At 70.2% G+C, this 21,483-nt stretch carries 18 protein-coding genes; 11 read left to right on the top strand and 7 right to left on the bottom strand.

The window, feature by feature from the left end; all coding sequences use genetic code 11:
* Positions 1–13: 13 nt before the first annotated feature.
* Complete coding sequence (locus ACIO52_RS07415; protein ID WP_218716914.1) at positions 14–2,071, bottom strand: AMP-binding protein; 2,058 nt, start codon at positions 2,069–2,071, stop codon at positions 14–16.
* A gap of 319 nt (positions 2,072–2,390) precedes the next feature.
* On the opposite strand from ACIO52_RS07415, the gene ACIO52_RS07410 reads away from it, so the two are divergent.
* The 6 genes from ACIO52_RS07410 to ACIO52_RS07385 all read left to right on the top strand — a co-directional run bounded on the left by ACIO52_RS07410 (position 2,391) and on the right by ACIO52_RS07385 (position 10,266).
* Entirely contained in the window at positions 2,391–6,161 is a 3,771-nt protein-coding gene (locus ACIO52_RS07410; protein WP_402642453.1) for an ATP-binding protein, read from the top strand.
* Entirely contained in the window at positions 6,158–6,571 is a 414-nt protein-coding gene (locus tag ACIO52_RS07405; RefSeq protein WP_011207200.1) for a roadblock/LC7 domain-containing protein, read from the top strand. The genes ACIO52_RS07410 and ACIO52_RS07405 overlap by 4 nt, the downstream gene beginning before the upstream one ends.
* 7 nt (positions 6,572–6,578) lie before the next feature.
* The gene (locus ACIO52_RS07400; protein WP_019044950.1) at positions 6,579–6,953 is read left to right on the top strand and encodes a DUF742 domain-containing protein; all 375 of its coding nucleotides are present in this window, start codon (positions 6,579–6,581) and stop codon (positions 6,951–6,953) included.
* Entirely contained in the window at positions 6,934–7,536 is a 603-nt protein-coding gene (locus ACIO52_RS07395; protein ID WP_019044951.1) for an ATP/GTP-binding protein, read from the top strand. Before ACIO52_RS07400 ends, ACIO52_RS07395 begins: the two co-directional genes overlap by 20 nt.
* Before the next feature lie 270 nt (positions 7,537–7,806).
* Positions 7,807–9,318: a carboxyl transferase domain-containing protein gene (locus tag ACIO52_RS07390; protein ID WP_402643532.1), complete on the top strand. Its 1,512-nt coding sequence runs from the start codon at positions 7,807–7,809 to the stop codon at positions 9,316–9,318.
* A gap of 93 nt (positions 9,319–9,411) precedes the next feature.
* Positions 9,412–10,266, top strand: coding sequence for an aldo/keto reductase (locus ACIO52_RS07385; RefSeq protein WP_218720795.1), 855 nt, complete (start codon positions 9,412–9,414; stop codon positions 10,264–10,266).
* Here the strand turns inward: ACIO52_RS07385 and ACIO52_RS07380 are convergent.
* A complete protein-coding gene (locus ACIO52_RS07380; RefSeq protein ID WP_218720794.1) occupies positions 10,247–11,365 on the bottom strand; it encodes an NAD(P)-binding domain-containing protein in 1,119 nt (372 codons plus the stop codon). The two genes, ACIO52_RS07385 and ACIO52_RS07380, sit on opposite strands and share 20 nt — an antisense overlap.
* A gap of 90 nt (positions 11,366–11,455) precedes the next feature.
* On the opposite strand from ACIO52_RS07380, the gene ACIO52_RS07375 reads away from it, so the two are divergent.
* The 5 genes from ACIO52_RS07375 to ACIO52_RS07355 all read left to right on the top strand — a co-directional run bounded on the left by ACIO52_RS07375 (position 11,456) and on the right by ACIO52_RS07355 (position 16,156).
* On the top strand, positions 11,456–12,184 hold the full coding sequence (locus ACIO52_RS07375; protein ID WP_218720793.1) for an enoyl-CoA hydratase: 729 nt from the start codon (positions 11,456–11,458) through the stop codon (positions 12,182–12,184).
* On the top strand, positions 12,184–13,317 hold the full coding sequence (locus ACIO52_RS07370) for an MBL fold metallo-hydrolase (RefSeq protein ID WP_218720792.1): 1,134 nt from the start codon (positions 12,184–12,186) through the stop codon (positions 13,315–13,317). Before ACIO52_RS07375 ends, ACIO52_RS07370 begins: the two co-directional genes overlap by 1 nt.
* 30 nt (positions 13,318–13,347) lie before the next feature.
* Entirely contained in the window at positions 13,348–13,593 is a 246-nt protein-coding gene (locus ACIO52_RS07365) for an antitoxin (RefSeq protein ID WP_218720791.1), read from the top strand.
* A gap of 51 nt (positions 13,594–13,644) precedes the next feature.
* Positions 13,645–15,912: an ATP-dependent DNA ligase gene (locus tag ACIO52_RS07360; RefSeq protein WP_402642445.1), complete on the top strand. Its 2,268-nt coding sequence runs from the start codon at positions 13,645–13,647 to the stop codon at positions 15,910–15,912.
* A 70-nt stretch (positions 15,913–15,982) separates the two neighbouring features.
* Positions 15,983–16,156 (top strand): antitoxin, encoded by a 174-nt coding sequence (locus tag ACIO52_RS07355; protein ID WP_218720789.1) that lies wholly within the window; start codon positions 15,983–15,985, stop codon positions 16,154–16,156.
* A 175-nt stretch (positions 16,157–16,331) separates the two neighbouring features.
* Here ACIO52_RS07355 and ACIO52_RS07350 read toward each other — a convergent pair whose 3' ends face one another.
* The 5 genes from ACIO52_RS07350 to ACIO52_RS07330 all read right to left on the bottom strand — a co-directional run bounded on the left by ACIO52_RS07350 (position 16,332) and on the right by ACIO52_RS07330 (position 21,467).
* Positions 16,332–16,976, bottom strand: coding sequence for an isochorismatase family cysteine hydrolase (locus ACIO52_RS07350; RefSeq protein WP_218720788.1), 645 nt, complete (start codon positions 16,974–16,976; stop codon positions 16,332–16,334).
* 50 nt (positions 16,977–17,026) lie between these two features.
* Positions 17,027–17,665 (bottom strand): ammonium transporter, encoded by a 639-nt coding sequence (locus tag ACIO52_RS07345; protein WP_218720787.1) that lies wholly within the window; start codon positions 17,663–17,665, stop codon positions 17,027–17,029.
* Positions 17,666–17,877: 212 nt separating this feature from the next.
* Entirely contained in the window at positions 17,878–18,555 is a 678-nt protein-coding gene (locus ACIO52_RS07340) for a DUF1345 domain-containing protein (protein WP_218720786.1), read from the bottom strand.
* 57 nt (positions 18,556–18,612) lie between these two features.
* Positions 18,613–19,353, bottom strand: coding sequence for an energy-coupling factor transporter transmembrane component T family protein (locus ACIO52_RS07335; RefSeq protein WP_402642440.1), 741 nt, complete (start codon positions 19,351–19,353; stop codon positions 18,613–18,615).
* A complete protein-coding gene (locus ACIO52_RS07330) occupies positions 19,350–21,467 on the bottom strand; it encodes an ATP-binding cassette domain-containing protein (protein WP_308248614.1) in 2,118 nt (705 codons plus the stop codon). The genes ACIO52_RS07335 and ACIO52_RS07330 overlap by 4 nt, the downstream gene beginning before the upstream one ends.
* Positions 21,468–21,483: the final 16 nt, after the last annotated feature.

The following is a 21,483-nucleotide window of genomic DNA, read 5'->3' as shown; positions in this document are numbered from 1 at the left end:
CCGGGCCCGATGGTCAGGCCGTCGGGGCCACCGGGTCGCCGTCGAGGTCGGGGGTGGGCGTGTCCTGCGCGGCCGGGGGCGGATTGCCCAGCGGCGGATTGGCCAGGATGCGGTCGGCCAGCGCGGTGAGCACGGCCGGGTCCTCGATGGTGGCCGGGGTCTCCACCTGTTCCCCGGCGGTGAGCTGGCGGATCGTCTTGCGCAGGATCTTGCCCGAACGGGTCTTGGGCAGGCCCGAAACGATGATCGCGCTGTGCAGGGTGGCGATGGCGCCGATCTGCTCGCGCACCCGCTCGGCGAGCTCGGTCCGCAACTGCTCCGGATCGACCTCCACACCCTGCTTGAGCACCACGTAGGCCAGCGGCAGGTGGCCCTTGAGCTCGTCGGGCACACCGATCACGGCGCATTCGGCGATCGCGTCGTGCCCGGCGATGGCGGCCTCGATGCTGCCCGCCGAGAGACGGTGCCCGGCCATGTTGATCACGTCGTCGCTGCGGCCGAGGACGTAGAGGTAGCCGTCCTCGTCGAAGTAACCGGAATCGCCGGTCAGATAGTGGCCGGGGAAGGCCGACAGATACGAGCGGATGAACCGCTCGCGGTCGCGCCACAGCCCGGTCAGCGCGCCGGGCGGCAGCGGCAGCCCGATGACGATGTTGCCCTCGACGCCGGTCGGCACCGGATTGCCGTTCGCGTCGAGCACCCGCAGCCGGTAGCCGGGCACCGGCACGCACGACGAACCGGGTTTGACCGGCAGTTCCTGCAGGCCGAGCGGGTCGGCGCAGATCGGCCAGCCGGTCTCGGTCTGCCACCAGTGATCGACCACCGGGGTGTCGGGGTGATCGGCGAGCAGGGTGCCGGAGGCCCATTCGAAGGTGGCCGGGTCCAGCCGCTCGCCCGCGCAGAACAGCGCGCGCAGCCGGGACAGGTCGTGGCGGTGGGCGGCGGCGGCCTCGGGATCGGCCCGCCGGATCGCGCGCAACGCGGTCGGCGCGGTGAACAGCACCCGCACGTCGTGCTCGTCGATGATCCGCCAGAAGACCCCCGCGTCGGGGGTGCCGACCGGTTTGCCCTCGTAGAGCACGGTCGTCGCGCCGACCAGCAGCGGCGCGTAGACGATATAGGAGTGGCCGACGACCCAGCCCACATCGGAGGCCGCCCAGAACACCTGACCTGGGCCGACGTCGTAGATATTGCGCATCGACCAGGCCAGCGCGACCGCGTGCCCGCCGTTGTCGCGGACCACGCCCTTGGGTTTGCCGGTGGTTCCCGAGGTGTAGAGGATGTAGAGCGGATCGGTCGCGGCGACCGAGACCGGCTCGGCCGGGGTGACGTCGGCGACGGTGGCGGCCCAGTCGACCCAGCGGGCCGCGACGGTCTGCTCCGAGGACGGCAGCACGTCGGTGGCGGGCAGCGCTGCCGGGAACTCGATGGTCGGGAATTCCGGGCGCTGCTTGACGATCACCGTGCGCACCGACGCCGTCTGCGCCAGATCCAGCGCCTGCAGCACGATCGGCGGGTAGTCGATGCGGCGGTGGGGCTCCATGCCGCCCGAGGCGGTGACCACCAGGACCGGTTCGGCGTCGTCGATGCGGGCGGCCAGTTCGGGCGCGGCGAAGCCGCCGAACACGACCGAGTGCACCGCGCCGATGCGGGCGCAGGCCAGCATCGCGATCACGGCCTCGGGGATCATCGGCAGGTAGATCACCACCCGGTCACCGGCCACGACGCCGAGATCACGCATGGCTCCGGCGAATCGGGCGACCTCGTCGAGCAGCTCGGCGTAGGTGTAGACGGTGGTGGTGTCCGTCATAGCGGAGACATATATGAGGGCGGCCTGATCGGCGTGCCCGCCCTCGGCGACGGTGCCCGCTCGCACGTGCCGGTCCAGCGCGTTGACGCAGGTGTTGAGCCGGGCGTCGGGGAACCAGCGGGCCGCGCGCTTGTCGGCGGCGTCGACGATCTGCTGCGGCGCCACGTCCCACTCGATGGCCTGAGCTGCGGCGGACCAGAAGTCGGCTGGGTCGACCAGACTGGTCTGATAGACCGGTCGGTACTCGTGTTCCACGTCCAAGCCCGTGACTCCCTAGCCTCGCTTCGATGCCCGCTCGATAGATCCTGATGATTGTGGCAGACTTCACGCGACACCCGAGGGGGTGCCGCGACCTTTGGTTTTGCCTGGAACGGGCAGGTCATCGCGCGGACCTCTACCGGGAGTCAGCCAAGAAGTTATTGATCCGTTAGAATCTGATGTCACTTATTCGGGCAGTCGTAGACGCAATTTCTCGGCCAGCCGCAGTTCTCGGCCAGTCAACTCTGGTGAGCCGCCATCGCGCCTGTGGAGGTTCGCTGATGGCGCAAGGTACGAGGCCAGTTTGGAAAGTGAGTGGGAGATGCGTGACGCCGCTAGGTCCGGCAGCAAGCGCTGGGCGCTCGGCAACTGGGACCTGCGTTGGAAGGTTACGGCCGTGCTGGCCGTGCCGCTCGCGGTCGCGGTCGGGCTCGGCGTGTCGAGAATTACCTCGGAGTTCTCGGAGGCCAACCGGCTGTCGAGCATCAATGAGCAGGTCGACTCGATTCCGTCGGTCACCGCGCTGAGTGCTACCTCGGCGCGGGTCACCGGTAGTCAGATGGTTCCCGCGGGGCCGGGGGTCACCCTGGTCACCGACAAGGACCTCGCCGATCTCGATGCGGCCATCGCCGCCGCCGAGTCCTCACTGGGCCGGTTGACCGATCTGCCGCGGGCGCACGAGGCGCTGCAGCGGATGATCTCGCAGGCCAAGAACGTGCGCGGCCAGGGCAAGGCGCTGACCTCGTCGGCCGAGCCCGCGCTGGCCTCGGTCGAGCAGATGCGTAAAGACAGCGTCGACATCGTCGAGACCACCATCGCCCAGGTCAGCGATCCGGTCATGGACCAGGCCAAGCTGCGCCTCGTCGACTCGCTCAACACCCGTTCCGTGCTCGTCGACCAGCTGGCAGGCATCTCCGAGATGCTGCGCGGTCTGCCGCAGGGTTCGCAGGACTTCATCACCGGTGTCGCCACCGAGCGGCACCTGCTCGACGTGCTGGCCAACCGCTTCCCCGACGGCGATCGGGTGATCGCGGACCTCAAGGCGCAGGCCGACGTCCGGCAGAACCTGGTCAGCAGCCCCGAGGTCGCGGCGGGCAAACTGCCCATCGGTGACATGCGTACGTCGCTCGTCACCAGCCTCGTCGGCTACGAGGGCGTCGTCGACCAGGCCACCAAGGCCATCGAGTCGTCCATGGACGAACTCACCACCACCGCCGCCACCGGCGCCTGGTCCTACACCGGCGTCGTCATCGCGACGATCCTCGCCGCGCTGTTGCTGGCCGTGTTCGTCGCCCGCTCGATGATCGTGCCGCTGCACCGCCTGCGCCTGGCCGCGCTGCGCGTCGCCGAGTCCGATCTGCCGCACGAGGTCGCCCAGCTGCGTAACGGCGCCGCCCCCGAGGACGTGCCGCTCGAGCCGATGCCGGTGCGCTCCGACGAGGAGATCGGCCAGCTGGCCCGCGCCGTCGACGACATCCACGGTCAGGCGCTGCGCCTGGCGAGTGATCAGGCGCAGATGCGTTCGCAGGTCAACGACATGTTCGAGACTCTGGCCCGGCGCTCCAAGTCGCTCGTCGACCATCAGCTCACCCTCATCGAGGCGATGGAGTACGACGAGAAGGACCCGCGCCTGCTCGAGAACCTCTTCCGGCTCGACCACCTCGCGGCGCGCATGCGCCGTAACGGTGACAACCTGCTCATCCTCGCGGGTACCAAGCAGCGCCGGACCAAGTCGGCCCCGGTCGAGATCGCCGACGTGCTGCGTGCCGCGATCTCCGAGGTCGAGGACTACGAACGGGTCAAGCTCGGCGCGACCCCGCGTGGCTCGCTGGTCGAACCGGCCGCCTCCGACATGGCGCACCTGTTCGCCGAGCTGCTCGACAACGCGCTGCGGGCCTCCCCGCCGGAGACCGACGTCAAGTTCACCTTCGCCCAGGCCCATGATCAGGGTCTGCTGATCGAGGTCGCCGACCGCGGTATCGGTATGCCGCCGCAGGAGATGTCGGAGATCAACCGCAGGCTCGAGCAGACCGCCGAGCCCGGTCCCGACACCGCCCGCCACATGGGTCTGTTCGTAGTCGGCCGGCTCGCCGAGCGGCACGGTCTGACCGTGCGCCTGCGTCCGACCTTCGACACCGCGCGCGATCCGGGCGTCACCGTCACCGTGCACGTGCCGGTCGGCCTGATCGTCTCCGGCGCCGGCGGCCCGGTGGTGCCGCCGCAGCAGCTGCAGCAGCAGGCGCCGCCGCAGCAGCAGCGCCCGAACCCGCAGAACCAGCAGAGCACGATGCAGACCCGCGCGATCACCCGGACCCCGGGCGGCAACGTGATGGTCACCGTCGATCCCGGTGTCAGCAGCGGGCCGATCCCGGCCGGTCAGGGTGGGCTGCCGCAGCGGCAGCCCGGGAACTCGATGGCCCAGGGCCTGCAGCAGGACGCCGCCGAGCAGTCCTCGCCGACCCTGCGTCCGCCGGCGCCCGGTCAGGGCAACGTGCCGCAGCGCGGCAAGCTGGCCGCGGCCAATCTGCCCAAGCGCAACCTCGCGGCCGGTGGGCCGGGCGGACCCGGTGGACCGCAGCGTCCGCAGGGCGCGCCGTCCGCGCCGGGGCAGCCGGGCGATCCCAAGCCCGCCGGTGCCCCGCAGTCGCTGGCCGGTGGACTGCCGCAGCGTGCGCCGGGCGCCAACGGCGCTCCGGCGCGCGAGCAGGCCCCGCCGCCGCGCGACACCGCGCCGCCCAAGCGCGACACCACCGCCGGTGGTCTGCCGCAGCGCTCGCCGGGCGCCAACGGCGCGCCGCCGCGCGATCCGTCGGCCGGGCTGCCGCAGCGTCCCGCCAACGGCCTCCCCCAGCGGGAGCAGACCGGTGGCCTACCCCAGCGTGATCCGGCCAATGGTCTCCCGCAGCGGGAGCAGACCGGTGGTCTGCCCCAGCGTGACCCCTCCACCGGGCTGCCCCAGCGTGACCCCGCGGGCAACGGTGCGCCGCAGCGTGATTCCGGTCCGGTCTCGCGTGATCCGTCGACCGGCCTGCCGCAGCGCGCCCCGTCCAACGGGCTGCCGCAGCGGGACCAGACCGGCGGCCTGCCGCAGCGTGATCCGGCGGCGCGGCTGCCGCACCGCGAGCAGAGCGGTGGTCTCCCGCAGCGTGATCCTTCGAACGGCCTGCCCCAGCGGGAGCAGACCGGTGGCCTACCCCAGCGTGATCCGGCCAATGGTCTCCCGCAGCGGGAGCAGACCGGTGGTCTGCCCCAGCGTGACCCCTCCACCGGGCTGCCCCAGCGCGAGCAGACCGGTGGTCTGCCGCAACGTGATCCGTCCACCGGGCTGCCGCAGCGCGGTGGTCTGCCGCAGCGTGACCCGGCCGGTCAGCCGCCGCGTCCCGCCAACGGTCTGCCCCAGCGCGGCGCGCCGGGTGCCCCTGCGCCGCAGCGTGATTCCGGCGACAACGGGCTCCCGCAGCGGGCTCCCGCGGCCGGTCTGCCGCAGCGGGAGGCGCCCAACGGCCTGCCGCAGCGTCCGGCTGCGCCGAATGGGCTGCCCCAGCGCGATCCCGGCGCTACTGTGGTACCGCAGGCGAACGCCGGGCCAGGAGTGGCTCTGCCCCAACGGGATCGGGATCCTGCGGGGCCGGAGAACGCTGCGTCGGCAGGGCGCGATCCGGGTCGGCACAGCTTCCGGTCGAATCCGGCCAAGGCTGCGTCGTTCTTCCAGACCAGGTTGCAGCCGGCACCGGAAGGTGATTCCGTCATGGGCGGAACGCCGATCTTCGCGGAGATGATGTCGGCGTGGCTCACGGACGAGAATTCCGACCGGTCCCAGATGGCGGCTGCCTTCGAATCACCGGGTGACGAAGGATGGCAGGCCGCACGCCGGGCCAGCGAGGCTCAGCCCGAGGTTCGTACCGCTGCGGGCTTGCCTCAGCGCAACCCGGGCGGCAGGCTCGTGCCTGGCGGTGTGACCGGTAAGGCCGACACCACCCCGCAACGTGATCCCGAAACGATCAGGTCCAGCTTGAGTCGTCACCAGCAGGGCGTCCGGGATGGCCGCGCAATGAAGGCAATGAACCTAACCGGAGATAAAGGAGACCGATGAACCCCGATCTAGGTGGTACGAACCGTCAGCTGGATTGGCTGGTTTCGAACTTCGCCAACGAGGTTCCTGGCGTAGCCCATGCCGTCCTGGTCTCGGCTGACGGCCTGCTGATGGCCGCGAGCGCCCAGCTTCCGGTGGACCGCGCGGAGCAGCTCTCCGCCGTCACCGCCGGTCTGGCAAGCCTTTCCGTCGGCGTGTCCAATCTGTTCGAAGGCGGTACGGTACTGCAGTCCGTCGTCGAGATGGAGCACGGTTACCTACTGCTCATGGCAGTCGGCGACGGCTCGTATCTCGCGGTCCTGACCAACACCTCGTGTGACATCGGTCAGGTGGGCTACGAAATGGCTCTGTTGGTCGAGCGTGTGGGCCAGACCGTCCAGGCCACGCCACGCGTCACGATGGGTTCCTGATGGTGGGATGGACATAGACGATCACCGCATGGGGAGCGCCGAGCCCAGCCTCGTCCGCCCGTACTCCTTGACTGCCGGCCGCACCAGGCCGGCGGTCGAGTTGGCGTTGGAGGCTCTCGTTGCATCGCATCCGGTCGCCATGGAGCGGCAGTTCGAACTGAACAACCTCGAAACGTCCATCGTGGAGTTGTGCAGGCAATCGCCGTCCGTTGCCGAGATAGCTGCCCAATTGGGTATCCCGATCGGTGTAGCGCGGGTACTCGTGGCCGACCTCATCGAGGCCGGTCATGTCCGGGTCTCGGCGACTTTGAAAGACGATTCCAGCGACGATGAACGTCGCGAGCTGATCGAAAGGGTTCTCAGTGGACTCCGGCGTATTTGATTCGACGGCGCAGGTCGACACCCGCACGAGCAAGCCGACTTCGGCGAAGATCGTTGTCGCCGGTGGCTTCGGTGTCGGTAAGACCACGTTGGTCGGTGCGGTGTCGGAGATCGTTCCGCTGCGCACCGAGGCGTTGGTCACCAACGCCAGTACCGGAATCGACAACCTGACCGGCATTCCGATGAAGTCGACCACCACGGTGGCGATGGACTTCGGCCGGATCAGCCTCGCCGACGACCTGGTCCTGTATCTGTTCGGCACGCCCGGCCAGTACCGGTTCTGGTTCATGTGGGACGACCTCATCCGCGGCGCCATCGGCGCCGTGGTGCTGGTCGACACCCGCAGGCTGGAAGACAGCTTCGCCGCTGTCGACTACTTCGAGGCTCGCGGTCTACCGTTCCTGGTGGCGCTCAACGAGTTCGACGACGCACCGAAGTACCCGCTCGAGGACATCCGCCAGGCCCTCGCGGTCCCCGCCGACGTGCCGATCATGTCGATCGACGCCCGCCGCCGGGAGCCCGCCAAGCAGGCCCTGGTCTCCTTGACCGAGTACGCCCTGCGCAAGGTCATGCAGGGCTACTGAGCCGAACCCGGGGCTGCCGCGATGAAGGCAGCAGCCCCGCTTCGCCCCTCAGCACCCCGCTGCCCCGATCCGATCCGCCAGCCACACAGCGGATCGATCAGCTGCTCGGCAGCACTCGGCAGTCGTTCATAACGGAATGCCACGACGAACCGCGCCGCGTACCCGTACCCAGGCGACGGTGAAGCGTGAGCAGCGCGTGCACCGCTCACCCCGAAGGTCCCGTTCCCTCGGCTCGGTAGCGGCCGATCCCGCTAGGCTCAGCGCGTGCGTATGTCGGCGTTCGACCTGATCGGGCAGTTGCTCGACACCGATTCGTTTCTGAGCTGGGACCAGCCGCCGGTCGAGCCCGCGGTGTCGCCGCGGTATCGCCAGGAGTTGGTCGACGCCGAGCGGCGGGCCGGGACCGATGAGTCGGTGGTGACGGGGGAGGGGTTGTTGCGCGGGCGGCGGGTGGCCGTGATCGCGTGTGAGTTCGCGTTTTTGGCGGGATCGGTGGGGGTGGCCGCGGCCGAGCGGATCGTGTCGGCGGTGGAGCGGGCCACCGAACTGGGGTTGCCGCTGATCGCCTCGCCTACGTCCGGCGGGACCCGGATGCAGGAGGGCACGGTCGCTTTCGTGCAGATGGTGAAGATCGCGGGGGCGGTCGCGGTGCACAAGGCGGCGGGGCATCCCTATCTGGTGTATCTGCGGGATCCCACGATGGGTGGGGTGTTCGCGTCCTGGGGGTCGCTGGGCCACATCACCTTCGCCGCGCCGAGCGCGCTGATCGGATTCCTCGGCCCTCGCGTGTACGAAGCGTTGTACGGCAAGCCTTTTCCGCCCGGTGTGCAGACGGCGGAGAACCTCTACCGCAACGGCGTGATCGACGGTGTGGTCACCGTCGAGGTGTTCCGCCGGATCGCCCACCGGGCCTTGAGCGTCGCGAGCGGCGTCGTCCTGCCGGTCACCGCCGAGCCGGGATGGGCCGCGCCCGTACGCAGTCCGGCCACCGCCGCCGCTTCCACGGCGAGCGCCTGGGATTCGGTACTGAGCACCCGCAGGCCCGGCCGTCCCGGCATCCGTGACCTGCTTCGCCATGTGACCCAACGGGTTCCGCTCAGCGGCACCGGCCAGGGCGAATCCGATCGCACCGTGGTGCTGGCGCTGGCCCGGTTCGGCGGACAGCCCTGTGTCGTCTTCGGCCACGACCGCTCCGGCCAGCAGGGCGAGCACACCATGGGCCCGGCCGCCCTGCGCGAGGCGCGCCGGGCGATGGCGCTGGCCCGGGAGCTGCGCCTGCCGCTGGTCCTGGTGATCGACACCGTCGGCGCCGCGCTGTCCAAGGAGGCCGAGGAACGCGGGCTCGCCCCCGAAATCGCCCGCTGCCTGGCCGACCTGGTCACCCTCGATACCCCGACCGTGTCGATCCTGCTCGGCCAGGGCACCGGCGGCGGCGCGCTGGCCCTGCTCCCGGCCGATCGGGTGCTGGCCGCCGGTCACGGCTGGCTGGCCCCGCTGCCGCCGGAGGGTGCGAGCGCCATCGTCTTCCGTGACACCTCGCACGCGGCGGAACTGGCTGCGGCACAGGGCATTCGAGCGCTCGACCTGCAAACCGACGGCGTCGTGGACCGCATCGTCGACGAACACCCCGACGCCGCCGACGAACCGGTCGCCTTCTCCCGGCGCATGGTGCTCGCGGTGACCGAGGAACTGGCCGCCCTGCGCGCGGCGCCGACGGCGGAACTGCGGGCCCGACGGCAGGCGCGATACCGGCGAATCGGTCTTCCCGGGGTCGTTCACTGACCGGCGCCCCGCTTCCTACCCGATCCGGAACCGGGGGAAACACGCGAGGGTGCGTCGTTGACGGTACGGCGAACCACTTCTACCGTCGAACGGGTGACCTTCCGTAGCGCTAGCAGCCCTGTTCCCACCATCGTGCTCAATGACGGCAATGTCATTCCGCAGCTCGGCTTCGGTGTGTTCCAGGTGCCGGAGGACGACGTCACCCCGGTGGTGGCCGAGGCATTGGAAGTCGGCTACCGCAGCATCGACACGGCCGCGATCTACGGCAACGAGGAGGGCGTCGGCCGCGCCATCCGCGCCTCGGGCATCCCCCGCGACGAGATCTACGTGACCACCAAGCTGTGGAATGCCGAGCAGGGCTACGACAGCACGCTGCGCGCCTTCGACGCCAGTATGCGGCGCCTGGGCCTGGACTATCTGGACCTGTACCTGATCCACTGGCCGGTGCCGTCGGCCGGTCGCTACGTCGACACCTTCCGCGCCTTCCAGGCGCTCAAGGCGCAGGGCCGGATCGGCTCGATCGGCGTCTCCAACTTCCGGGTGATCGACCTGGAGACCGTGATCGCCGAGACCGGCGAGACCCCGGCGGTCAACCAGATCGAACTGCATCCCACCCTCGCGCAGCGCGAACTGCGCCAGTACGACGCCAACCACGCCATCGCCACCGAGGCGTGGAGCCCGCTGGGGCAGGGCACGCTGCTGGACAACCCGACCGTGGTCACCATCGCCAAGGAGCTCGACCGCACGCCGGCGCAGGTGATCATCCGCTGGCATCTGCAGCTGGGCAATATCGTCATCCCGAAGTCGGTCACCCCGTCGCGCATCGCCGAGAACTTCGACGTGCTCTCCTTCGAACTGGACGCGCAGGCGATGGAGGCGATCAACCGGCTCGATACCGGCACCCGGGTCGGCCCCGATCCGGCCACTTTCAGCGCCGGGCTGGCTTGATCCCCAGGTAGTCGGTCAGTTCGGCGGCCGCGGCCCGGCCCGCCCGGTTGGCGCCGATGGTGCTGGCCGAGGGTCCGTAGCCGATCAGGTGCACCCGCGGGTCGACCGCCACCTGGGTGGCGAGCCTGCCGGTCATCGTGATGCCGCCGCCGGGGCCGCGCAGCCGCAGCGGCGCCAGGTGGTCGAGCGCGCTGCGGAACCCGGTCGCCCACAGGATGACGTCGGCGTCCTGGAACCGTCCGTCGGCCCAGCGCACCCCGGTCGGCTCGATTCGTTCGAACATCGGCTGCCGCCGCAGCACGCCACGATCGCGCGCGGCGCGCAGGCGCTCGTCGAGCGGCAGGCCGGTCACCGACACCACCGATCCGGGCGGGAGCCCGCGGCGCACCCGGTCCTCCACGATCGCGACGGCCGCGCGACCGTCCTCCTCGCGGAACGGCAGCGAACGGAACACCGGCTCGCTGCGGGTGACCCATGTGGTGGACGTCACCTGGGAGATCTCGTCGAGCAATTGCACCGCCGAGATGCCGCCGCCGACGATGACCACGTGTTTGCCCGCGAACTCGGCGGCGGTGCGGTAGTCGCGGGTGTGCAACTGCCGGCCGGTGAAGGTGTCCGCGCCCGGATAGACCGGGATGAACGGGTGCTCCCAGGTACCGGTGCCGTTGATCAATCCGCGCGTGCGCAGCGTCCCCGCGCCGTCGGTCTCGACGTGCAGCACCTCTCCGCGACCGGCGCAGGACTGCCCGTCGGCGGTCCGATCGCAGACCACGTCGACCGTCACCTGGCGGCGAACCCGCAGGTCGAAGCGCTTCTCGTAGAGCTCGTAGTAGTGCGGCACCGCGGTGGCCGCCGGCGCCGACTCCGAGCCGGGCGGCAGCGTCTCGGCGAAGGACATCCCCGGCAGATCGTGCACCCGGTTGACGGTCGTCAGCGTGAGCGAGGGCCACCGGAACTGCCAGGCCCCGCCCGGACCCGGCGCGTGGTCGACGATGAGGAAATCGCGTTCGGGGACCAACCCGAGGCGGCGCAGGTGGTAACCGGCGGAGAGACCGGACTGGCCGGCACCGATCACCAGGATGTCGAAGTCGGTCGCCACAGCCGCCGATGCTATCGCCTTACCGGGCGCCGACGGCTGCCTGTGGCAGAGTTATGGCATCCACGGTGTCGGTACTTCTGGGGAGGATGCATGCTCGGCGTGACCCGCGATGGTGATGTGATCACCATCGAAATGCAGCGCGAGGAACGGCGCAACGCACTCAGCGAAGAGCTGGTCGGACTGCTGCGCGAAGCGATGCTCGACGCGGTGGCACAGGGCGCCCGGGTCATCGTGCTGACCGGCCGCGGCCCGATCTTCAGCGCGGGCGCCGACCTGTCGGGCGTCTACTCCGAGTCTTTCCTCGGCGGCCTGCTCGACATGCTGCACACCATCGAATCCCTCCCGGTGCCGGTGATCTCGGCGATCAACGGCGGCGCGCTCGGCGCGGGCGTGCAGCTGGCCATCGCGTCGGACCTGCGGGTGATCGAGCCGGACGCGTTCATCGCGGTGCCCGCCGCCAAGCTGGGCATCTCGGTCGACCGCTGGACAGTCTCGCGGCTGGTCTCGCTGATCGGCGGCGGTCCGGCGCGCACCATCCTGCTCGCGGCCGACCCGGTCTCGGCCGCCGACGCCTACACCTTCGGCTTCGCCAACAAGCTCGGCACCCTCGCCGACGCGCAGGACTGGGCGAAGTCCATCGCCGCGCTCGCACCACTGTCGCTGCAGGCGATGAAACTGCTGCTCAACGACGACGGCACCCGCGATCCGGCCAGCGCGCAGCAGCGGGCCGCCCTGGAAGCCGCCTGGACCAGCGACGATGCCAAGGAGGGCCGATTGGCTCGGCAGGAGAAGCGCCCGGCGAAGTTCGTGGGCCGCTGATGCGGCTCGCACGCGTTGCGGGGTCGGTGGCGAGCACGCTCGGGCTCGCCTGGGTAGCGCGTGCGGTGTGGGGACTGCCCACCGCCCTCGGCGCGGGCCCCGCGGACATCGCACCGAGCGCACTGGGCAAGTCGTCGTATCGCGACGGCCGGTTCCACAACACCGAGCCGAGCAGCATGATGGCCGCCGGCGCGGCGCCGTCGCTGCTGTGGTCGGGCCTGACCAAGAGCCGGGTCGGCAGGCCGTCGCGTCCGGTCCCGCTCGAGACGCCTGCTCCGCCCGCCGAGGCCGCCCCGCTGGCGGTGACCTGGTACGGGCACGCGAGCGCGCTGATCGAACTCGACGGCTACCGCGTGCTGGCCGACCCGGTGTGGAGTGAGCGGGTCTCGCCGTCGCCGGTGATCGGCCCGGCCCGGCTGCATCCGGTCCCCGGTGAGTTGTCGGAGCTGCCCGCCGTCGACGCGGTGATCATCTCCCACGATCACTACGACCATCTGGACAAGGCCACCGTCGACGCCCTGGTCCACGAGCAGCTCGCGCCGTTCGTCGTGCCCACCGGTATCGGCGCGCACCTGCGTCACTGGGGCGTGCCCGAGTACCGGATCATCGAACTCGACTGGGGCGGCTCGGTCTCGCTCGGCCGCGACGACAACGACCGCGGCCTCACCGTCACCTGCGCCGAGGCCAGGCACTTCTCCGGCCGCGGGCTGGTCCGCAACACCACGCTGTGGGCGTCCTGGGCGCTGGCCGGACCCACCAAGCGGGTCTATTTCGGCGGCGACACCGGCTACACGAAGGCCTTCGCGCAGGCGGGCGCGGTCCTCGGCCCGTTCGATCTGACGCTGCTGCCGATCGGTGCCTACGACGAGCGCTGGACCGACGTGCACATGAATCCCGAGGAAGCGGTGCGCGCGCACGCCGACCTGTGCCTGGGCGACCCCGGCTACGGGCTGCTGGTCCCGATCCACTGGGCCACCTTCAACCTCGCCTTCCACGGATGGTCCGAGCCGGTGCACCGGCTGGTGTCCGCGGCGGCCGAAGCGGGTACCGCCACGGTGGTGCCCAAGCCGGGCCAGCGGGTGGTTCCGAATGACCTCCCACCGCGGGTTTCGTGGTGGGAGGATGTGGAGTGACAGCTTCTTACGGGAAAGGAACATCGGCAGATGAGTCTCGTGGATACCTTGAAGGGCTTGCTCGGTAAGGGCAAGGAAGCGGCCGCACAGAACGCCGACAAGATCAACGATGCGGTCGACAAGGCCGGCACCTTCATCGACGACAAGACCGGCGGCAAGTACAGCGACAAGATCGAGAAGGGCAAGGACGCGGCGAAGAAGGTCGTTCCGCCGCAGGCAGGCCCCGGCAGCACCGCAGGCGGCCCCGCCCCGACCGATCCGGGACCGCAGGCCTGATTCGGTGCGCGGGGGCCGGAGACTATCGGTCCCCGCCGCCGAACCGCGTCGATGGTCCGCCGGGAGTTCCGGGGTCCGCCGGGTGAGCCGGCGATCGAGGTTGAGCTCAGCAACCTCGACAAAGTGCTGTACCCGGCGACCGGCACGACCAAAGGCGAGGTGATCGCCTACTATTCGGCGATCGCGGAGGCGATGCTGCCCCATGTCGCGGGGCGGCCGGTCACCCGCAAGCGGTGGCCCAACGGGGTGGATCATCCCGATTTCTTCGAGAAGAATCTGCCCGAGCACGCGCCGGCGTGGATTCAGCGCCGGGCGATCGAGCATTCCAGCCGGAAGGTGACCTACCCGCTGATCGACTCCGAAGCGGGGATGGCCTGGCTCGGCCAGCAGGCGGCCCTGGAAGTCCATGTGCCGCAGTGGCGTTTCGACGGCGACCAGCGCGGCCCCGCGACCAGGATCGTGTTCGACCTCGATCCTGGTCCCGGTGCGGGGCTGGCCGAATGCGCGCTGGTCGCGCTGGCGGTGCGCGACATGGTCGCCGATATCGGGATGCGGGCGTTCCCGGTGACCAGCGGCAGCAAGGGAATTCACGTCTACGTGCCGCTGGACCGGCCGGTGAGTTCGCGGGGCGCCTCCACCGTCGCCAAGCAGGTCGCCGCCAATCTCGAACAGCTGCACCCGGATCTGGTCACCGCGACGATGGCGAAGTCGGCTCGCCCTGGCAAGGTCTTCCTGGACTGGAGCCAGAACAACGCCGCCAAGACCACCATCGCCCCGTACTCGCTGCGCGGTCGCGCCGAGCCCAACGCCGCCGCGCCGCGGAGGTGGGCCGAGATCGAGGACGCGAAGTCCCTGCGCCAGTTGCGCTTCGACGAGGTCCTCGTGCGCTGGCAGGCCGAGGGCGACCTGCTGACCGATCTCGACCCGCCGCTGCCCAGCCGACCCGACGCGCTCACCCGATACCGCAGCATGCGCGACCCCGAGCGCACCCCCGAGCCGGTGCCCGCCGCGGCGCCGGAGCCGGGCCCCGGCGATCGCTTCGTCGTCCAGGAACACCACGCGCGTCGGCTGCACTACGACGTCCGGCTCGAACGTGACGGCGTGCTCGCGTCGTGGGCGGTGCCCAAGGGCCCGCCGACCGAACCGAAACACAATCGGCTCGCCGTGCGCACCGAGGACCATCCGCTCGAATACCTGCATTTCCACGGCACCATCCCCAGGGGCGAGTACGGCGCGGGCGAGATGACCATCTGGGACTCCGGCACCTACCGCACCGAGAAGTGGCGCGACGACGAAGTGATCGTGGAACTCGTCGGTGACCGCCTGCGGGGCCGCTACGCCTTCATCCGCACCAACGGCGACCAGTGGCTGATGCACTTCATGCGCGACCAGACCCCGCGAGTCCCGGTGGACGACAGCGCGACCGGTGACCTCCCGCGCGGTCTGTCGCCGATGCTCGCCACCGCGGGCGAGGTGGAGGCGCTGAACGCGGAGGACTGGGCCTTCGAGACCAAGTGGGACGGCTTCCGGGTGATCGTCGAGATCGACGACGGCACGGTCACCGTCCGCAGCCGCGCGGGCAACACCGTCACCGCCCGCTACCCCCGGTTCGCCGCGCTCGGCGGCGAGCTGGCCGGGCACCGGGTGGTCCTCGACGGTGAGGCCGTGGTCCTCGACGCGAAGGGGCTGTCGGATATCTCCGCACTGCAAGCGGATTCGGCGCTGGCGGTGTTCGTCGCCTTCGATGTGCTCTTTCTCGACGGCACCTCGTTGCTGCGCAAGAAGTACAGCGATCGGCGCGCCGTGCTCGAGGCGCTGGGCAGACTGGCGCCGTCGATGAATGTCTCCGCGCTGCTGGCGGGCTCGGGGGCCGAGGCGACGCGGGCCAGCCGGGAACAGGGGCAGGAGGGGGTGGTCGCCAAGCGGGTCGACTCGATGTATCAGCCGGGTAAGCGCACCCAGACCTGGCTCAAGCAACGCAATTGGCGCAGCAGGGAAGTCGTCGTCGGCGGCTGGCGGCGCAGCGACAAACGTGAGTTCAAATCACTGCTGCTCGGCATCCCGCACGAGAAGGGGCTGGTGTACATCGGTCGCGTCGGCACCGGCTTCGGCGTCGAGCAGTCCCGGCGCATCGCGGGGGAACTGCGGCGGCTGCACCGCGCGAGCTCGCCATTCGTCAACGAGATGACCGCCGAGGAATGCCACGACGCCGAGTGGGTCACGCCCGAGCTCACCGGCACCGTCCGTTTCCAGTCCTGGACCGACACCGGCAGGCTGTGGCATCCGATCTGGGACGGGGTGACGAGTTCACCGAGCTGACCTGCCGCGAAAGCTGTGGTGTTGCTAGGGTGATCGCGTTGGACCGGTTCGAATCAGCGAGGAGTGCACGGTGGATTTCAAGAACCTGGCGGGCAAGGCGATGGATCTGGCTGCCCAGCATGCGGACAAGGTCGACGGGGTCATCGAGAAGGCCGGTGACGTGGTCGACGAGAAGACCGGCGGGAAGTTCTCCGGCCAGGTCGATTCCGCCCAGGAAGCGGCCAAGAACGCCATCCGGGACTGAATTCTCGGCGGCCGGCGCGGCGGGTTTTCGGTGTCGTCGGCGGCTGGCGCCGCGGGTTTCGGCCTCGTGACCTCGGCTCCGAGGGGCGATACTTCGCGTTCGGCGCTACGTATCGCCCCTCGGAGCCGAGGCGGCCGAAACCGTGGTGGTTCGGTGTGTGCTGTCGGGTTGCCGGTCAGGGGGTTGCGGTCATCAGGCCGGTGATGGTCGCGACGTCGGTGACCAGCGCGTTTCCCTGGAAGGTGAACTCGTCGTAGGCCCTGTCCATGGCTTCCTTGTCGCGGCCGCCGCAGGCGTCGCCGATGACCACCGGGATGAAGCCGAGGTCGGTGGAATGCGCGACGGTGGGGGCGATTCCGATCTCGAGCGCGACGCCGGCGATGGCGTAGGCGCCGATCTTCAGATCGCGCAGGAGCGCGGCCAGCGGGGTGCCCTCGAAGGCCGACATCGTCATCTTGTCCAGGACCAGCTCGTCCTCGCGGGGCACCAGTTCCGGCACCAGTTCGAAGCCGGGGGTGTCGCGCTGGAGGATGAACTGCACGTCATCGATGGATTCCGCGTGCTGCCAGCCCATCAGCAGGCGCATCGCGTAGACGCCGGAGAGGCGGCGCGGCGGGAAGAAGTGCCGTAGGAAGATCACCGGATAGCCCGCGCTGCGGGCGGCTTCGACCACGCGTACCACCCGGTCGACGACTTCCTGGCCGTCGGGCAGCTGGCCGAGCACGCCGACCTGCATGTCGTAGACGATCAGCGCCATCCGGTCGGGCGCGCACAGATCGCCGAGGGTGTCGGGAATGTCGAGTCCGTTGCCTTGTCGCACCGACGCCAGTGTAGGCGTCGGTGCGACCGGCAATACGGCTGTTGCGCAGACTATTTGGTCTGCTGAGCCCACTGCGTGGTACCCGGCGGCGCCAGCAGCGTGTTGATCAGATCGAAGCCCGCGATGGCCAGCGTGGGTCCGCCGACGACGAGGGTGCCGATGATGCCGCCGATGGTCGCGCCGGTGACGAAGCCGGGGATCGCGCCGATGCCACCCGCCGCCGCACCGACCACCAGGCCGATGACCGCGCCGATGGCCATGCCGACGAAACTGCCGATGGCGGTGGCCAAGCCGAAGGTGGAGGCGAAGTTCGCCTGTGCCGCGTAGTTCTCGGCGGGCGAGGCGACCGGGGTCAGGTTGGGCTTGGCCGCCGCGACGTCCTTGACGGCGGTCAGCTCGAGTACCCGGTTGTCCTCGCGGAGGGCGTGCGGCAGCGGGTATTCCAGGCTGCCGTCACGGACCGAGAGCGGCAGCGAGACCAGGGTCGCGCCCGCTTCGTCGCGGACGTGGACGGTGCCGCCGTCGATGGCGAAGGTGCCGTGGGTGAGGGTGGTGACGACCTTGTTGCCGACCAGGTCGGTGCGGTACTCGACGTCCGGGGTAACCGGATCCGCCCCTGCCACGCCGGTGCCGACGAGCGCTACCGCGAGGACCGGAATGGCCGCGGCGGCGAGCTTGCGGATGATCATGTGAACGTTCCCATCTGGTTCATCAGGTGACGTGCCCAAACGAAATGCGCCGAGATCATGGCTCCCCCGAGAAAGCTAGAGACGGCGCGAATAGCGGTCCAGCTCGATGTCGAGATGAACCATAGCCTGCCCGAGGGTAGCTGGACAGTGAATTCAGGTTTTAAACCTCAAACCTTTCATAGTTATTCGCTATCGCGAACCGTGCTCGGCCCCTACCCGATGATGTTGATCGCGCGCGCGACGATCGTGGTGCCGATGACCACGGAAATGGCGGATTGCGCCATCATCAGCACCTTGCACCAGCGGGAGAGCGGGAGCACGTCGGCCGGTGCGAACGAGGCCGCGTTGGTGAAGGCCAGGTAGAGGTAGTCGAGGTATTCCGGCCGCCAGTCCGTGCCCGCGAGCCGCGCGTCCTGCATCTGCGGAAACAAGAAGTCGGGTAGAGGTTCGCGGCCGTTGGCGCGCGCGGCGGGACCGCCCCGGTCGAACTCCCAGTAGAGCAGAGAGAAGGCGATGATGTTGGTCGCCCAGATCATCGCCCCGCTACCGAGCAGCGTCCCGGCCCCGCGTTCGTCCGCGCCGGTGACGATGGTCTGTACCAGGCGCAGCGCCGACACCGTGGTCGCGAAGCTGATCAGGCCGGACAGCAGCAGGCTGAGCCTGCGGATCCAGGGTTCCTCACGGTCCATCCGGCTCGGGTTGGCGATCAACAGCACCGCCATCACACCCAGTTCGAGCATCGGCAGCAACCACACCGGGGTGGGCAGGAGCTCGTTCGGGAGCAGCGCCTGGACCACCACGATCGTCAGGATCGCCGCGGTGGCGGCCAAGCGGGATTCGCCTTCGGTGGGCTCTCGCCAGGCGGGTACCGCGTGCTCGCTGTCGGTCACGTCAGCCAGTATCGCCCGCCCGGCATCCCGCCCGGCGGAGGATGCCCGGCGGGGGATTCAGAGGGCGATGCTCAGGGCGATCGCGCCCACACAGACCGTGACGACGACGCCGAGCGCGACCGCGTCGCGGCGAGTCGGGGCGCTGGGGTGCGCGGTGAGCATGCCGGTGCCGCCGCGCGCGGTGATCGCCTCGCCGAGTTCGCCCGCGCGACGGGTGGATACGGCCATGCACGCGGTGAGGATGTCGATGAGCGGGTTGGCGTCGGCGGCGCGGTGCAGCAGGTTCTCCTTCGGGCGCAGTTTGCGCGCCGCGCGCAGCACCCGGATCTCGTCGAGCAGCAGCGGCAGCCCGCGCAGCGTCAGCGCGACGACCACCGCCCACTCGTCCACCGGCATCCGCAACTTGCGCAGCGGCGCACCGAGTTTCGCCAGCGCGGGCGCCACCTCGCCCATCGGGGTGGTGTACGCGATCAGGAACGACGCGGCCACCAGCACCATGCCGAAGACGAAGACCTGCGCGTACCCGAGCACCGCCTTCATCCCGATCGGGGCATTGATCAAACCGCCGAGCAGCACCAATCCCCAGAACCACCAGGGCAATCGGGGCAGCGCGCCCAGCGGCAGCCGGGCCACCACCCAGATCAGCACCAGGAACGCGATGATCACGCCGAGCACCGGCCAGGTCGGCAGGAACATCAGCAGCAGGCTGATCAGGAAGGCGGCGATCATCTTGGTGCCTGCCCACAACCGGTGCACGACACTGTCGACGGGGACCTCGCGCAGCAGCACGGTGCTCATCGGACGACTCCGCTTCCCGGTTCGTTGTGCGGTGGATTGTCCAGTCGCCAGACGGTTTCCGGGCGTCCCGGCAGCAGCGGCGCGGGCTGCGCGCCGACCGGTCGTCGCGCGCCCGCGGTTTCGACCACCACGCCCGCGTCCAGGTGGACGGTCCGGTCGCACACCGCGGTCACATCGGCCACGTCGTGCGAGATGACGATCAGGGTCTGCCCCGCGTCACGCAGCCGGGCGAGCAGTTCCACGATCTCGGCGCGGCCCTGCGGGTCGAGTCCGGCCAGCGGCTCGTCCAGCACCACCACCTGGGGATGGCTGGCGACCATGGCCGCGAGCACCACCCGCTTGGCCTGCCCGCCGCTGAGCTCCTCGACCGAGCGGGCGGCGAGGCGGCGGTCCAGGCCCACGGCGTCCAGCGCCCGGCCGACCGCGCCGGAGCCGGTCGCCCGGCCGCCCCAGTCGGCGATCTCCGCGCCGACGGTCTGCTTCTGCAGTTGCAGCCGGGAGTGCTGGAAGGCCAGCGCGACCCGGCCGATCTGCTGGTCGACCGGATCGCCACGCAACTCGCAACGGCCCGAGCTCGGCGCGATGAGGCCGGCGATGATCCAGGCCAGCGTCGACTTGCCGGACCCGTTGCCGCCGACGATCAGCAGTGCCTCGCCCTGCCGCACCGACAGGTCGACGCCGTGCAGCGCGGGGGCCTCCCACGGGGTGCCGCGGTTGTAGGTGTGGCGCACGTCGGTCAGTTCGAGGATGGTCGCGCCCATCGGGCCGCGGCGCTGATCGCGGGCGGGCTGCGGCCAGCGGGCGAGGTGGTCGACCATGCGCCCGTCGGCCAGGTGGATCACCCGGTCGGCGGCGCTCGCGTCGGCCTCGTGGTGGGTCACCAGGACGACGGCGGTGCCGTGCCTGCGCGGCAGCTCGGCCAGCAGCGCGACCAGGTCGCGGCGGCCGTCGGGGTCGATCATCGAGGTCGCCTCGTCGGCGATGAGCAGCGCGGGGCGCCGGGCGAGGGCGGCGGCGACCGCGAGGCGCTGCTGCTGGCCGCCCGAGAGCGTCGCGGTCTCGCGCCTGCCCATGCCGGACAGGCCGACCTCGGCCAGCAGCGCGTCGACGTCGACCTCGGCGGCCAGCTCGGCCGACAGGCCCCACACGACATCGTCGGCCACCGAGACGCCGAGGGTCTGGCTCTCCGGCCGTTGCAGCACCAGCGCGGTGCCGCCCAGCTCGCCCAGTCCGGCCGAACCCGGCCTGCTGACCGCGCCCGTCGTCGGCGGCCTGCCCGCGAGCACGCGGGTGAGCGTCGACTTGCCCGAGCCGTTGTGGCCGACGACGGCGACGAACTCGGCCGCGTGGATGGTCAGATCGATGCCGGACAGCGCGTCGGCGGTGGCGCCGGGGTAGCGGTAGCCCGCGCCGTGCAGGGTGACCGGCAGTGGCCCGACCGGCCGATCGTCGTCGGGTGCGTCGAGGCGGTCGCTGCCGGGCAGCCAGGCCAGCCGGTCCAGCACCGAGCCCAGCACGAACCACGACACGATCGCGCTCAACAGCACGCCGAGGAAGACCGAACCGCCGAGGTAGAGCCACCAGTTGCGCAGCAGCGCGTCGGTGAGATCGGCGGTGGCGCGGCCCAGCGGCTCCAGCGCCGCCTGCCGGGCGGCCAGGTTCTGGATGCCCTCCGCGGTACTGCGGAGGGCATCGAAGAACAGCTGCCTGGTGCGCGAGAACAGCAGCAGGCTGCCCACCGAGAACAGTCCCCAGCCCACCCCGGCGACCGCCGCGAGCGCCACCACCGTGGGCAGCCCGCCACCGCGCCGCTTCACGATGCCGATGATGCCCGCGAGCGTCGCGGCGCCGAACACCCCGAGCGCGGGCATGATCCCCGCGGCGACGAAGGTGACCAGGCCCGCCGCGACGCTGGCGGTGACCAGCGCGCGCAGGCGGTAGCGGTGGGCCAGCAGACCCAGGGGAACCGCGGCGACCAGTTGCAGGGCCGCCGCCATGGGAACCAGGGAACCCACGGTGATCAGGCCGACGGTCAGGCCGGCCATCACGGCACCGGTGGCCAGTTCGATGGGGCGCAGGGGTCCGCGGGGAAGATCCGCGGGCGTGTCTCTCACGTGTCCCAGTCTGCCA

The sequence above is a fragment of the Nocardia sp. NPDC087230 genome (assembly GCF_044744725.1).
In the GTDB taxonomy this organism is placed as follows: domain Bacteria; phylum Actinomycetota; class Actinomycetes; order Mycobacteriales; family Mycobacteriaceae; genus Nocardia; species Nocardia canadensis.
Note: the sequence above shows the minus strand (reverse complement) of the source record. Positions and strands in the feature narration are given on the sequence as shown.

Coding starts and splice junctions, on each gene's coding strand:
- ACIO52_RS07345 (WP_218720787.1), bottom strand. CDS start 17,665: ATGATCATCCGCAAGCTCGCCGCCGCGGCCATTCCGGTCCTCGCGGTA.
- ACIO52_RS07400 (WP_019044950.1), top strand. CDS start 6,579: ATGGACATAGACGATCACCGCATGGGGAGCGCCGAGCCCAGCCTCGTC.
- ACIO52_RS07405 (WP_011207200.1), top strand. CDS start 6,158: ATGAACCCCGATCTAGGTGGTACGAACCGTCAGCTGGATTGGCTGGTT.
- ACIO52_RS07375 (WP_218720793.1), top strand. CDS start 11,456: ATGCTCGGCGTGACCCGCGATGGTGATGTGATCACCATCGAAATGCAG.
- ACIO52_RS07365 (WP_218720791.1), top strand. CDS start 13,348: ATGAGTCTCGTGGATACCTTGAAGGGCTTGCTCGGTAAGGGCAAGGAA.
- ACIO52_RS07360 (WP_402642445.1), top strand. CDS start 13,645: ATGGTCCGCCGGGAGTTCCGGGGTCCGCCGGGTGAGCCGGCGATCGAG.
- ACIO52_RS07410 (WP_402642453.1), top strand. CDS start 2,391: ATGCGTGACGCCGCTAGGTCCGGCAGCAAGCGCTGGGCGCTCGGCAAC.
- ACIO52_RS07335 (WP_402642440.1), bottom strand. CDS start 19,353: ATGAGCACCGTGCTGCTGCGCGAGGTCCCCGTCGACAGTGTCGTGCAC.
- ACIO52_RS07370 (WP_218720792.1), top strand. CDS start 12,184: ATGCGGCTCGCACGCGTTGCGGGGTCGGTGGCGAGCACGCTCGGGCTC.
- ACIO52_RS07390 (WP_402643532.1), top strand. CDS start 7,807: ATGTCGGCGTTCGACCTGATCGGGCAGTTGCTCGACACCGATTCGTTT.